The organism is Clostridium homopropionicum DSM 5847 (assembly GCF_001263795.1).
GTDB classification, from domain to species: Bacteria; Bacillota; Clostridia; order Clostridiales; family Clostridiaceae; genus Clostridium_H; species Clostridium_H homopropionicum.
Map to the genome: position 1 here is coordinate 17,201 of NZ_LHUR01000027.1, position 13,277 is coordinate 30,477.

Genomic DNA, 13,277 nt, shown 5'->3' on the forward strand with positions numbered 1-13,277 from the left:
CTTCCTTATTTGTAGGCTATTTCCATAAGTTTTCATAAATTTTTATAATATCTTCTTTTGTAGGTTGTTTCTTTGTATTTGATGGACTTCCACTTATTAAAGCATCTTCAGCCATCTTATCTATTTGCTTTATAAAATCTTCATATTTTATTCCGTATCCTTCTAAAGTAGGTATCTTTAAATAATCACATAGGTTTTTAATTTCTTCAATCAAAGCCTTAGAAGCCTCTATATCAGACATTCCTTCTTTATAAATTCCTACAGTTTTAGCAATTTCACAAAATCTATCCGCTGCACCATCTATAGCGAATTTTAAACATTCAACAATCAACATAGCATTAGAAATTCCATGAGGAACATGGAACAAAGCTCCTATAGGTCTACTCATACCATGAATTATTGTAACTGATGAATTATTAAATGCTATACCCGCCTCTAGTGCACCTAGTGACATCTGATTTCTAGCTTCAAAATTATTTCCATCACTGTATGCCGTTCTTAAATTACCAAATATACGTTTTATAGCTGACAAAGCAAAAGTGTCTGATAAAGGCTGAGCAAGTCTTGAAGTATAAGCTTCTACAGCATGTGTTAATGCATCTATTCCTGTTGCAGATGTTACACCTTGCGGAGAAGTAATTGTAAACTCAGGATCCACTATTGCTAATATTGGTATTAGTGATGGTCCTTTTAAGAGCATTTTTACATTATTTTTTGTATCAGATATTATAGTAAATTGTGTTGCTTCTGACCCAGTTCCTGCAGTAGTTGGAATAGCTACTAGTGGTGGTATAGAAGTGTTTATTACTTTTCCCATATAATCTGAAATGTTTCCTGAACTTTGTACCATTACTCCAATGGCTTTTGCTGCATCTATTGGGCTTCCCCCACCTACAGCAATCAAGAAATCACATCCAGAATTTTTATACACTTCTACTCCTTCACCTATAATTATATCTGTAGGTTCAGAATTTACCCCATCAAATATTTCGTATTCAACATTGCTCTTTTTGAGTACATCTGTTAATTTAGATACATTACCTATCTTAACCATGATTTTATCAGTAACAATTAATGCTTTTTTACCTAAGTCGCTCATCTGTTGAGCTGCTTCTTCTATAGCGTTTTTTCCTGAGATGACAGTTTTAGGAACTAAAAACTTATAAGCCATGATTTCCCTCCATTTCAGCATTTTCTGCTTCATATATGATTATTTTTTATTTATATATTGATTACCTTTTGGTTATATATTATCACTTTTATGTTTCAAGGTCAATAATATATTAAATAATTTTAATATATTTTGTTTATAATTAGTGTATATTTGATAATATTTTGGGTATATAATAGTTATATCCGGATTATTATTTTACTATTCTTATTGTATTATTGAATTTTATACTATATAATATATTTATCTTATTAAAACGAATAGTTTATTGGGGGTACTTTACAATTGAAAGTAAACAGAATAAAAGAAATTAGCAATTATATACGTGAACACGAAAATGCTTCAATTGATACATTATGTTCTATTTTTAACGTTTCCAAAAATACCATTAGACGAGATATAGCTGAATTAGAAGAGAAAGGCATTATAAAAAAAGTTTATGGTGGTATTACATTAAACATTGATCAAAAGGATACTGTCCCTTTTAATCAAAGAGAAATTAAAAATAAAGATATAAAGGTAGTTTTAGCAGAACTTGCAAGCAACCTTGTAGAAGATAATGATATAATTTTTATCGATTCAGGAACCACCACCATGCATATGATACCTTTTTTAGCAAATAGACGTAACCTAACTATCATAACTAATAATTTAAATGCCTTAGTTATGTCTTTAGATTATCCTAATCTTAATGTTCTTTCAACTGGTGGATCTCTATTTAGAGGGGCAAATTCTTTTATCGGAATTGAAGCAATACACTTTTTAAACAATTATAACATCGGAAAAGCCTTTATGGCTTCCACTGGTGTTTCTATATCTAATGGAATTACTAATTCATCTTCCTTTGAATATCAAATAAAGAAAACAGTAGTACAAAAAAGTAGCAAGATTATTGTACTTGCAGATAATTCAAAACTAGATGTTACATCTTTAATGACATATTGTAATTTAAAAGATATCGATGCACTTGTAACTGATAGGGCTTTACCTGAAGAATATTATAAATTCTTTAAGGATAATAACATCGATGCCATAATCCCAACAAAATAAAAGCAGACTGTAAGCTTAGATAAAATAGTTTACAGCCTGCTTTATTTTTCATTGTGCCTCTCTATAATAAGGCTACAAAAATAACATATACAATTATGCATATAATGGTATCAAGTACCGTTACATTATTTGCTAAATCCCTATATTCATGAGCATTATACTTGTCCATAAAAATGGGCGTTGAAAAAGGCGGTGGTAATATTAAAAAGGTAAAATAAGCGTAATCAAATAGTTTATCATCTTTTATTAAGGCATCTAGCACTAAAAACTTGAATGCATATCCAATTATGAAAACTACCATTATTCTTAAAATAACTATCCTAATGCTTCCCCTTAGATACTTCTTATTTATCTTCAAATCATACCCTACAATTATTAAAATTAAGGGGGTAGCTATATTTGCCATGTACTGTATAGTTGTAAATATTCCCTTTAAAATTCCAACTTCATGAATAAAACCTTTAAATCCTGTTATATTTAATAAAATTCCTAATACAACTCCAATGATTAATGGAGATTTAATCATTTCTATAATAGTGCTTGCTGTAAATTTGTCATTATTAAATTTTATTTTTAATAATGTGAAAAAAATAAACCACATATAAAGCTCATGACCAACTCCAATAACAGATATCTTACCTAAATTATCAACACCAAATACCGTACCATAGAGCGGAACTCCCAATAATCCAAAAGAAAATCCAGTACTCATAAAAGGATTCAACGGATTATGTATTCTTTTAAACAGATTTAATATTGCACCAGTAAAATACAATATAGTCATCAGTAGTATTATGCAAAGTATTATCAAATAATACTCCTTTTTAAAATCCATGTTGATAAAAGTAATAAATAGAACTGCCGGTAAAGAAATATTCATTACAATTTTTTTAATGTCTATTATAGTACTTTTTTTTAATATCTCTTTTCTCTGTATTAAAAATCCAAAGGAAATAAAAAGAATTATAGGCAGGGTATTTGAAATTACATCACTCAAAGCTCGTACCTCGTTTAAACTTACCCTCTTCCACCTGCTTTGAAGCTCTCTCATATAAATCCTGAAGCTTATCTAATTTAATATTAAAAACATAAGTATCCTCTATTAAAATCGGATCTTCAATATCTACATATTCCTTTATAATTGTTCCTACAAATTCTATATCCTCTTCAGAAATAAGATCTTTCTCATCAAAATTTAAAAGGGCTAGTTCATAAAGCATATACCCCTCTTCATAGTCTTCTTCCTCCTTAATTGAATCATAAAACTTTTTCTCTATAGCTAGATTAAGATTTTCAACTATATTAGCTAACACTTGATAATTAGGCTCTATTTGAAGATCTAAGCTATCACTCATGTATATAAGCTCTTTCTTATGTAAACCTTTTGCTGCTTTAATAGCTTCTTTTAATTTTTTATCCATAAATATACTCCATTCTTCAAATTTTTAATTAATTATATCATAAAAAAACAATATATCCAAAAAGTAAAAAAGCTATGGATTACTTATTAGCTTAAGTATTTCCATAGCTTTTACTTTTGTATTTATCCTTTTATAACAGTTAAAAGCATTTTGAATCTCTCAACAGCTTCAAGTCCATGTGGAACATTAGAAGGCATTATTATTGTTTCACCAGCTTTAACATTAAAAACCTCATCACCTATAGTAATTTCCGCTGCACCATCTAATATTTGAACCATAGCATCTCCAGCAGTAACATGAGTGCTAATACCTTCCCCTTTATCCAGTGAAAAGAGGGTTATGTTAGCATGTGGTATCTGCGCAAGTGTTCTGCTTATAACCTGCCCTTCCTGGTATGATATTAAGTCCTTTAAATTAAGTATCTTTGAGAATTCTATATTTTTAATTAAGTTATTCATATTCTTACCTCCTTACATCTATTAATCATATTATAACCCTGTTAGTGGTAAGAATATGTAACAAAAGTTACCATATTGCAGTATCTATATATTTTTAAAACTATTTATCTGAGCAAAATTCTACCTTTTCCCCATTTAATATTTTGTTAGTTGTTCTCATTGCACACATTTTTCCGCACATTGAACAGCTATGTTTTTCAGCAGGAGGAGTACTTTCAAAGTATTCTCTTGCCTTTTTACTATCAATAGCATAGGAGAACATTTCTTCCCAATCAATTCTTCTTCTTGCATCACTCATTTTATTGTCAATATCTCGTGCACCTGGTATTCCCTTTGCTATGTCTGCTGCATGAGCGGCAATTTTAGATGCTATAATCCCTTCCTTTACATCACTTAAATTAGGAAGTCTTAAATGCTCTGCAGGAGTTACATAGCATAGAAAATCTGCTCCATTAGAAGCTGCTATTGCGCCACCTATAGCAGAGGTAATATGGTCATAGCCTGGTGCAATGTCAGTTACCAGTGGTCCTAAAACATAAAATGGTGCTCCATGGCATAATCTCTTTTGAAGTACCATATTTGCTGCTATTTCATTAATTGCCATATGCCCTGGTCCTTCTACTAAAACTTGAACATTTTTTTCCCAGGCACGTTTAGTAAGAGCTCCTAATTCAACTAGTTCTGAAATTTGACCAGCATCTGTACTATCATTAATACTTCCAGGCCTAAGTGCATCTCCTAAACTAATTGTAACGTCATATTTATATAGAATATCTAAAACTTCATCATAGTATTCATAAAATGGATTCTCATTACCTGTCATTTCCATCCATGCAAAAAGCAAAGAACCTCCTCTTGAAACTATGTTTGTTATTCTCTTTGTTTTTTTAAAAGCTTCTACTGCACGCTTATTAATTCCCGCGTGTATAGTCATAAAATCAACGCCTTGAGCCGCATGAGCCTCTACAACCTTTAGAAAATCTTTTGCAGTAATTTCTAATAAATCTTTTTCAAGATAGCCTATAGCATCGTACATTGGTACTGTACCAATCATGGCTGGTGACATATCAATTAATTGTTTTCTAAAGGTATTAGTTTTACCAAAATTACTTAAATCCATAATAGCTTCAGCACCAAATTCCAAGGACAATTTAACTTTATCAAATTCATTTTCATAATCAATACAATCTCCAGAAACTCCAAGATTTACATTGATTTTAGTTCTAAGCCCTTCACCAATTCCTTCAGGACTTAGTGATGTATGATTAATATTAGCTGGTATTACAACTTTTCCACAAGCCATAAGTTCTCTAAGTTTTTCTATATCTATACTTTCTTTTTCAGCAACAACCTTCATTTCCTTTGTTATAATTTCTTTTTTAGCAGCTTCCATCTGTGTTTTATAATTCATATCTTTACCTCCAATTTAAATTATTAAATATTTCTTCGAGAGTTAGTCTATTGATATTTCACATACAGACCTGCATAGGATTTGTAAATAAAAAAACAAAAATGGAATGTACCTGCAAACGAAGTACATCCCATAAATTTTCATCAATGTTATTCCCTACGTTGGCATTACCCAAATCAGGTACGGTCGAAACTTTTGTTTCCTCTCAGCCTGCACACAAGCTCCCGAAATATTTATTTTTGTATATAATATCACTTCATTTATGTTCTTGTCAATTCAAATTCTTTTTGATCTTTTGCAGCTATACATCTTTGTGTCAGCTAAAACAATAGCCTCTTCAGCAGTTATATTATCGAAATCCCTAACCTCACATATACCATGACTAAATGAAATATTGATTCCATTTATTTTTTTAGATGATATTATATCTGTTATCTTGTCCATCCTTTCTTTAGCCATATCTCCAATACAATTTCTAAACAAAATAACAAATTCATCTCCAGAGAGTCTTGCTATTATATCAGTTTCACTTATATAACTTTTTATCAAACTAGAAAAACATTTAAGTACCTTATCCCCAAAATTATGTCCATAGGTATCATTAATTGCTTTAAATTCATCAACGTCTATCATAACAAGGGAAAATTCTTTGCCTTCTTGTTTAATTTTTTCCATTTCAATACTAAATTCTTTATTGAATCTTCTTCTATTCATAACACCAGTAAGTTCATCAAAATTTGCTAAATATTTAAGCTTATTCTGTGCAAAAGCATTTTTTAAAGCTATCTGAAGTTCACTTTTTATTAAATTCATAAGATTTAGTTCTTTTTTAGTAAACCTACATTCTGGTTTCGAAGAATCTACATTTAAAAGTCCTATAAGCTTATTGTCTATGTATATAGGCGCAGATATGGTACAATAAATATTTAAAGCATCTCTCTTTCTAAGCTCGTTTATTGTTTCTGCGTTAGTATTAACTTCATCAAATTTTCGGGGATTCTCTATTATAGCAGTTTCTTTAAATTTATTAACACTGTTAAGATACACTTCTTCTTTTTTTAAAACAAGATCATGTAAATCCTCATGAAATCCTCTGACAACCTTAAAATGAAAATTTTCATCTTCATCCATAACAAGGATACTGCCATTAGTTCCATTTGGTATTAAATCAACAGCAGTATTTAAAACAATAGAGTATATTTCATCCTCATTCTCTGTCATTAAAACCTTTTCACTAGTTTGATAAAGTTTCTCTTTTATTTTCTCCATAAGCTCCTGGCTTTTATTAAAATCTTTTATTAATTTATATTGATATAAAGCTATTAATGCAAAAAACAAGGTTAAAATTAATAGTACAGTATTTACGACACTCATAATAACACCCCACAATGGCTTACTATTTTATTGTACCATAATTTTGTGAAATATCACATTTCTAGTAACTGTAAATTTAATAATATATAGCTTTTTTTAACTTTTTCGCAACTTCACTCATATGAGTATCATCTGTACCGCAGCAACCGCCAAAAATTTTAAGATTAAAGTTTTCATATAATTTTAACATATCTGCTGCAAAACTATAGGCATCTGAAGTTTTTAATTCACAACAATTGTCCAACTCTTCTGGCGATAAGGGTGAAGTATTGGCCTGTATTCCCTTAAATCGCTGCTGAACTATAGTGGTTTTATTATAGGCTTGAGAGAGCGCTTTAAAAACTACCTGTGGGTGAACACAATTTGTCATATAACAAAGCGGCTTCCTCTTAGTGGAGCTATCAATTGCCACTATAGCCTCATGAATTGTTGTTCCATCTATTAATTTACCATCTTCTCTAATCATAAAACTAATAATATACGGTAAACCTGTGTTTTCCATTGACCTTGCCATGCCTATAGCTTCAGATAAAGCTGGCATAATTCCAGCATATAAAAAATCTACTTTATCCTCAGCAAACAAGGAAGCTTGCCATGAATGAAATTCCAATGCCTCCTTTTCAGATAAAATTGCATCAGCTTTATAAGCATCACCCTTACATCCCATAAGTCCGCCTATGTACACCTGGGAAGAACAATCTCGCTTTATCTCATTCAAAAATGATACATTATCATAAATAATATTCTTATTATATTTAGATTGCAGAACACGTTCTTTATTTGCTCTTCGAGTTGGTGTTGTTATCATAATAGGGAAATGATAATGTCCTGATATTTTTATGTATTGGCTAAACAATTCTTTAAGCGCTTCCTTAGATTTCTCATTGTAAATGTGACTAGCAAGAGCAACTGTTTCATCAAAAGGAATATGATATTCCCTTTTTAATCGTTCTCCTAATGCACCCTCCATAAAAATAATAGAAGAATTATTATAGCAGCTTTCAAAATCCATTTTATTTTCCATTATCCATCTCCCCAATCATAAATAATTATTTTAACTATTCACCATTTTTACTCCTAATAAGAATTATTCCCAGCCTTTACATACATCGATCCAGGAAGAATAATTCGAATACTTTTCAAGTTCATCGATTGTTAATTCTATTGCACTATTACTGCTTCCACAAGCAGGAAAAACTGTTTTGAATCGTTTTAAAGATTCATCAAGATAAACATTAACACCGTCTTTTATCCCAAAGGGACATACTCCACCAACAGCATGTCCTACTAAATCAATTACTTCATCAGGTGTTAGCATTTTTGCTTTTGTTGAAAATTGTGATTTATATTTTGAATTATCAATTTTAGCATCACCTGCAACTACAATTAAAATAGCTTTCCCATCTACCATAAATGACAGTGTCTTTGCTATCCTTTTAGGTTCACAACCTACTGCCTGTGCAGCTAATTCAACGGTTGCACTTGAAACATCAAATTCAAGTATTTTATCTGCCATGTCCCATTTATTAAAATATTCTCTTACTTCTTCTATAGCCATAATTATTCCTCCTCATTTGTAAAATATAAATATCCTCTTAATCCTTTATATTACTTTACTTCGTTGTAAAAATCTTTTAGTTCTTTTTTAAATTTGTCTGGAAGTCCATGCCACCTAATCCCCTGTATTGCTCCTTCCAAAGCATATAACCTATTAATACAAGCTGAACTATCTATTGATTTAATGGCAAGCCAAGCTTCTTTACTTCCAGCCTTCTTTAATTGTTCAACTGTTTCTATACCAACTTCATTAAGCTGTAATTCTAATTTATTCCCTATGTTAGGTAACTTAGATAATTCTCCCATAAATTTATCCTCCTTAAAAGTAATCTATATTTTATAATTCAAATTACAATTCAATGTAGTAAACTATGATATCCGTATAATTTCCATTGCCAAGCAGAAAACCCTTAGGAATTATTCCTACTTTATGAAATCCAATTTTCTCATAAAGCTTAATTGCATTTAAATTCGTACTAACAACTGCATTGAATTGCAATAAGGAAAATCCAAATGCTGCACCCATGTCTATTGAATGCCTCACTAATTTCTCTCCAATATGATATCCTCGATAATTTGCATCAACAGCATAGGAGGCATTGGCAATGTGTCCGCATCGTCCTACATTATTTGGATGTAAAATATATAATCCTAGAACTTGATTGTCCCCTATCGCAACTGCCGTATAGGTTTGAGAAGCAAAAAATTCTTTTGCCTGCTCTTCACTCAATTTTTCTATTTGTGGAAAAGCATTTGCATCCTCAACAACACGATTCCAAACTTTCACCATTGCAGGGATATCTGAATCTTCATATTTTCGTATAGTTATTTCCATTTTAAATTTCTCCTTTGTGTTAGAAAATCCATAATTAATTGGTTATTTTTTAATCTCTATTACCCATGTAAAATTAACTATATGTTCGCTGTGGATTTTACAATTTAACGATCTTACATAGGCTTCTAATTCTTCTAAATTAGTATAATACTTTTTATTTATTACATCCAATAAGTCTTGTCTACCTTTAGCGTATAAACTACTTAAACATATTTCTTTTTCTATCTCATTAGCAAACATAAAATCTGCAATAATAACCTTGCCATCATCTTTTAAATATTCTAGCGTGTTCTTGATTGCTTCTCTTTTTTCACAATTATTTAATCCATGAAAAGCATAGGTAGTTACAACAACATCAAAATAATTCTTTCTAAAAGGCTCCTCTAGAAAACTACCTAATTTCACTTCCATATTGTTATATTTCTTTTTTGCATATGAAATCATTTCTAGGTTTGTGTCAATTCCAACTATATCTATTTTATCACTTAATTCACCACATAAATTACCTGTTCCGCAGCCTATATCTAGCACTTTTGAAGATTTATGTTTAATTATTCTACTTCTTATTTCTGATAAAATTTCATCATATTTCTCAAATAATCCTAATTCATCATTTGATCTGTCTCTGACCATTTTATCAAATTTTATTGCTTTATTGTGAAGTTCCAATATTCCTGCCCCCCACATATAATCTTTTTCATCATAATATGAACGAATCGGGTTTAATATACTTATGTATCTTAATATGCAAAGTCTTGACCCATAAAATAATAATTTTTATAGATTATCTTTAAATTAAATTTGCAGAATTATTTCTTCTTTTTCAATTTGTCTTCTGATTTTTTTATGTTTTCAGCAACTCTAAACTTAACTATCTTGCTTATTAATTCATAAGGCATTGGCTTATCTATAGGAAATTGCACTGACCCCTTTGCTCCTTTATATTCCGATAATTCATGTTTAAAAGCATCAATTCCACTAGGAGCTGGATAAAATCCTATATGGTTTTTATGCGCAGCAAAATGCACTAGATTTCCATACAACGCAAAAGTAGGTATTTGATAGCTTATCTTTTCTTCTGCCTCTGGTGCTGACTGTTTTATAACTTTCCTTAACATTTTAAGTATTTCCTGAATATTAGTAGGGAATTGTAAAATATATTCATCAATTGAATTAAAATTGATTTTATTTGGTTGCATTATTTATCTCCTTAATTATAAATAATTCTTTCACCTATTGTCTTTTTAATTCTCTTACATACCAATTTGAGTTTATAGTTTCTTTTTCATAAAAATTTCTTTTACTTTCATCTCCAATAGCTAAAAGTTCACAATAATGAGACCAATTTATTTCGCCAGACAGTGCCTGGCAATTTGGATAGCTTAAATATATAGATTTCTCATATTTTGAAGAATTGTGCTTATTTTTAAATTATATCCCCTTTATTATACAATAAAATTTATTGAATTTAATTTCTCCAATATTTTGTTATAAAAAACCATATCCTCATAATAATGAATGTTTCCTAAAGTAATTCTCTGTTGTGAACCAACATACATAAACCCTCTACCAAGTTCTAATAAGAATTTTTCAATCTTAATGATAAGTGCCTTTTCAAGGTCTTTTTCAAACATAGGTTTATTTTCAGGGACTCCCAAAAATTCAAAAACATATGGATCTTTCAATATATCATTTGGCTTTGCATAAGTAATTCCCTGCTTTGCTAAAGATAATACTTTTTCTTTATTAGCATTTCCCTCAGACAAAAGTAATCTCTCAAAAAGAGATGTATCAATCTGTCTCTTTAACTCTCTAACCGACCAATTAGAATTAATAGCTTCCTGTTCATAAAAAGCTCTTGCATTTTTATCAGAAATATTTAAAATTTCACAATAGTGAGACCAACTCAATTTAACAGACAGTGTCTGTTGTTTTTGATATTCTAAATAAAATCTTCGCATATATTGAAGATTGGAAACAGAAAATCCCTTTCCTAATTCTATAGTTAACTCTTTAGATAATGATTTTAACAACTGCTTGCCGTATTTTGCTTTTACAGCTCCATCTTGTTCATATTCAACAATAATTTTACCAATATTCCAATATGCCATTAAAAGTTCATTATTTAAAGTTCTTGCAACATTTTCTCTAGCTGCTGTCAATATTTCTTTTATCTCAAATATAATATTTTTATTGTTTAAATCTTCCATTTAACAATACTCCTTCTTATTCAATCAACAACATGTTTTCATTAATAATAATATCCAAGTATTCCTTATAGACAAAATATCTATTTCGCATTAGATTATTACTTTGTTTAAGTATACCGAGTTCTTGTAAATCTTCTATAGATTTTGCCATAGTATTATATGACATATTAAGATTTAAAGCAGTTTGTTTTATATCAATAATTGGTATTAGCTTTAAATACTCAAATAATTTCAATTGATTTTTTTGTATTTTTCCTGACACCATAATCTTAGCAGTATCTTTTTTATCTAATTGCATTAAATTTTCAATAGTTGTTATCGTTTCTTCTGCCACATAAACAATCATTTTCAAGAAATATTTAATCCATTGTTTATAATCACCAATAATTCTTACCGTAGATACTCTATCAGCAAAGCCTATTTTATCCTGGATAATATACCTTGATATACACAAAAGTTGTTTTGATAATATTTTATAATGCTGCCAAAGTATATTTATCAATATTCTACCCATTTTGTTATTTTCATTTTTAAATGGACTAATTGTAATAAACTGATAATATGCTAGTGCCGTTTTGATTATTTTATCCACATCATCATCTCTATTTATATAACTTACAAGATCCTCCATTGCTTTTTCAATATCTTCTGGTGCTGTTGGATTATACATTTTCATACTCGTTCCTGCTAAACCAGGTATATCAAAGATTTGTACTTTTCTAAAGCCGCTAGCTTCACCCTTATTTTCATCATTTATAATGATTTTATAAATATCACATATTAAATTATTTGAAACTTGATTCTCAAATATTCTGCTTTTTTCAAGCATAACTGCATTCACATAATTTAATACAATCTTTTCCTCTTCACTTTTCTTTTTTGAGGTTTGCATTATCCCCTCAAAGGTCGCAGTATTCCTATCTATTTGGCAAGATAAAAGAGCTTCTCTTTTTATAAGTATAGATTCTATAATATCTATATTAGGCACCACTTTAGCCATTCCTTCCAAAATACCAAGATTTCTATGAGCTTTTGAAAGTAATAATGTCAATTCTTCATCTGTTTTTATAAAATCTTCACCACACAACGTTTTTGGTGTATAAGTGTAATAAATGCAAGCTCCATCTCTTTGTATTTCATATTTTCCAGCCTCTACAAACACATTTGTTTCCCCCACTTAATAAAATCTCTTTTATTAAGTATATCACTTTATTTCAGTTTTTAAACTTATTTTGAAATACAAATTTGTGATTATATATTATATTTCAAAATAAACCTAAAATATAGACTTATTTATGTTAGTGCTAAATGGATCTTATCATCAATAATTAAACAATCAAATAAATAATTCTCTGAAATACTTGTCATTAGCTAATGGAGTTTTCTAATGCACATTTCACTGCTTTTTCTTGGCTTAAATTTAAACCAAATGGAAATATGGGAGTATCATTATAGTTATTTTTTCTAATAGGATCCCCAGTTAAATATGTGGACAACAACTATCTTTCCTTACAGTAATTATTTTTTCATACTGCTTAAATAGTACTTTTTTGCCATCCTCCATGACATTTACATAAGAGGATAATTTCTTAAAATAATCAAAAACAGCTCTAGGCTGTTTTGAATTAAGACAAGAATTTTCATATGTAACCTCTGATTTATGATAAATTTCTGCTGCTTGATTGTCATTAATTATTTTAATATATTCACCAAAATCAAGTACTAAGGACGAACTTCTTACTGGAAACCCTGATATAAGCACAACCTTTTGATCCAAATTTATTTTCTTA

At 29.6% G+C, this 13,277-nt stretch carries 17 protein-coding genes and 1 riboswitch; of the genes, 1 reads left to right on the top strand and 16 read right to left on the bottom strand.

Going from position 1 to position 13,277, the window contains the following annotated elements; all coding sequences use genetic code 11:
* Window positions 1-16 precede the first annotated feature (16 nt).
* Window positions 17-1,171: an iron-containing alcohol dehydrogenase gene (locus tag CLHOM_RS11175; protein WP_052221780.1), complete on the bottom strand. Its 1,155-nt coding sequence runs from the start codon at window positions 1,169-1,171 to the stop codon at window positions 17-19.
* Between the two features lie 285 nt (window positions 1,172-1,456).
* Here CLHOM_RS11175 and CLHOM_RS11180 point away from each other — a divergent pair, with 285 nt between their 5' ends.
* A complete protein-coding gene (locus CLHOM_RS11180; protein ID WP_052221781.1) occupies window positions 1,457-2,221 on the top strand; it encodes a DeoR/GlpR family DNA-binding transcription regulator in 765 nt (254 codons plus the stop codon).
* A gap of 61 nt (window positions 2,222-2,282) precedes the next feature.
* Here CLHOM_RS11180 and CLHOM_RS11185 read toward each other — a convergent pair whose 3' ends face one another.
* The 15 genes from CLHOM_RS11185 to CLHOM_RS18355 form a co-directional block, all read right to left on the bottom strand.
* Complete coding sequence (locus CLHOM_RS11185) at window positions 2,283-3,218, bottom strand: AEC family transporter (protein WP_052221782.1); 936 nt, start codon at window positions 3,216-3,218, stop codon at window positions 2,283-2,285.
* Window positions 3,211-3,642: a hypothetical protein gene (locus CLHOM_RS11190; protein ID WP_052221783.1), complete on the bottom strand. Its 432-nt coding sequence runs from the start codon at window positions 3,640-3,642 to the stop codon at window positions 3,211-3,213. The genes CLHOM_RS11185 and CLHOM_RS11190 overlap by 8 nt, the downstream gene beginning before the upstream one ends.
* A gap of 122 nt (window positions 3,643-3,764) precedes the next feature.
* Window positions 3,765-4,100, bottom strand: a complete 336-nt coding sequence (locus tag CLHOM_RS11195) for a cupin domain-containing protein (protein ID WP_052221784.1) — start codon at window positions 4,098-4,100, stop codon at window positions 3,765-3,767.
* A 100-nt stretch (window positions 4,101-4,200) separates the two neighbouring features.
* Window positions 4,201-5,511: a phosphomethylpyrimidine synthase ThiC gene (gene thiC, locus CLHOM_RS11200; RefSeq protein ID WP_052221785.1), complete on the bottom strand. Its 1,311-nt coding sequence runs from the start codon at window positions 5,509-5,511 to the stop codon at window positions 4,201-4,203.
* Between the two features lie 134 nt (window positions 5,512-5,645).
* Window positions 5,646-5,749: riboswitch (TPP riboswitch) on the bottom strand.
* 38 nt (window positions 5,750-5,787) lie between these two features.
* Window positions 5,788-6,885, bottom strand: coding sequence for a sensor domain-containing diguanylate cyclase (locus CLHOM_RS11205; protein WP_052221786.1), 1,098 nt, complete (start codon window positions 6,883-6,885; stop codon window positions 5,788-5,790).
* 76 nt (window positions 6,886-6,961) lie between these two features.
* On the bottom strand, window positions 6,962-7,897 hold the full coding sequence (locus tag CLHOM_RS11210; protein WP_052221959.1) for a homocysteine S-methyltransferase family protein: 936 nt from the start codon (window positions 7,895-7,897) through the stop codon (window positions 6,962-6,964).
* A gap of 75 nt (window positions 7,898-7,972) precedes the next feature.
* The gene (locus CLHOM_RS11215) at window positions 7,973-8,443 is read right to left on the bottom strand and encodes a YbaK/EbsC family protein (RefSeq protein ID WP_052221787.1); all 471 of its coding nucleotides are present in this window, start codon (window positions 8,441-8,443) and stop codon (window positions 7,973-7,975) included.
* 50 nt (window positions 8,444-8,493) lie between these two features.
* Window positions 8,494-8,748 carry a TfoX/Sxy family protein gene (locus CLHOM_RS11220; RefSeq protein WP_052221788.1) on the bottom strand — a complete coding sequence of 85 codons (255 nt, stop codon included), beginning with the start codon at window positions 8,746-8,748 and terminating at the stop codon, window positions 8,494-8,496.
* A gap of 43 nt (window positions 8,749-8,791) precedes the next feature.
* Window positions 8,792-9,277, bottom strand: coding sequence for a GNAT family N-acetyltransferase (locus CLHOM_RS11225; protein ID WP_052221789.1), 486 nt, complete (start codon window positions 9,275-9,277; stop codon window positions 8,792-8,794).
* A gap of 42 nt (window positions 9,278-9,319) precedes the next feature.
* Window positions 9,320-9,946, bottom strand: coding sequence for a class I SAM-dependent methyltransferase (locus CLHOM_RS11230; RefSeq protein ID WP_242846767.1), 627 nt, complete (start codon window positions 9,944-9,946; stop codon window positions 9,320-9,322).
* Between the two features lie 140 nt (window positions 9,947-10,086).
* On the bottom strand, window positions 10,087-10,476 hold the full coding sequence (locus tag CLHOM_RS11235) for an iron chaperone (RefSeq protein WP_052221791.1): 390 nt from the start codon (window positions 10,474-10,476) through the stop codon (window positions 10,087-10,089).
* A 34-nt stretch (window positions 10,477-10,510) separates the two neighbouring features.
* Window positions 10,511-10,669 carry a DUF1016 N-terminal domain-containing protein gene (locus tag CLHOM_RS17925; RefSeq protein ID WP_082204419.1) on the bottom strand — a complete coding sequence of 53 codons (159 nt, stop codon included), beginning with the start codon at window positions 10,667-10,669 and terminating at the stop codon, window positions 10,511-10,513.
* 53 nt (window positions 10,670-10,722) lie between these two features.
* A complete protein-coding gene (locus tag CLHOM_RS11240) occupies window positions 10,723-11,487 on the bottom strand; it encodes a PDDEXK nuclease domain-containing protein (RefSeq protein WP_082204414.1) in 765 nt (254 codons plus the stop codon).
* A 16-nt stretch (window positions 11,488-11,503) separates the two neighbouring features.
* Window positions 11,504-12,649, bottom strand: coding sequence for a Fic family protein (locus tag CLHOM_RS11245; RefSeq protein ID WP_052221792.1), 1,146 nt, complete (start codon window positions 12,647-12,649; stop codon window positions 11,504-11,506).
* A gap of 318 nt (window positions 12,650-12,967) precedes the next feature.
* Window positions 12,968-13,264, bottom strand: coding sequence for a hypothetical protein (locus CLHOM_RS18355; RefSeq protein WP_139205633.1), 297 nt, complete (start codon window positions 13,262-13,264; stop codon window positions 12,968-12,970).
* Window positions 13,265-13,277 lie beyond the last annotated feature (13 nt).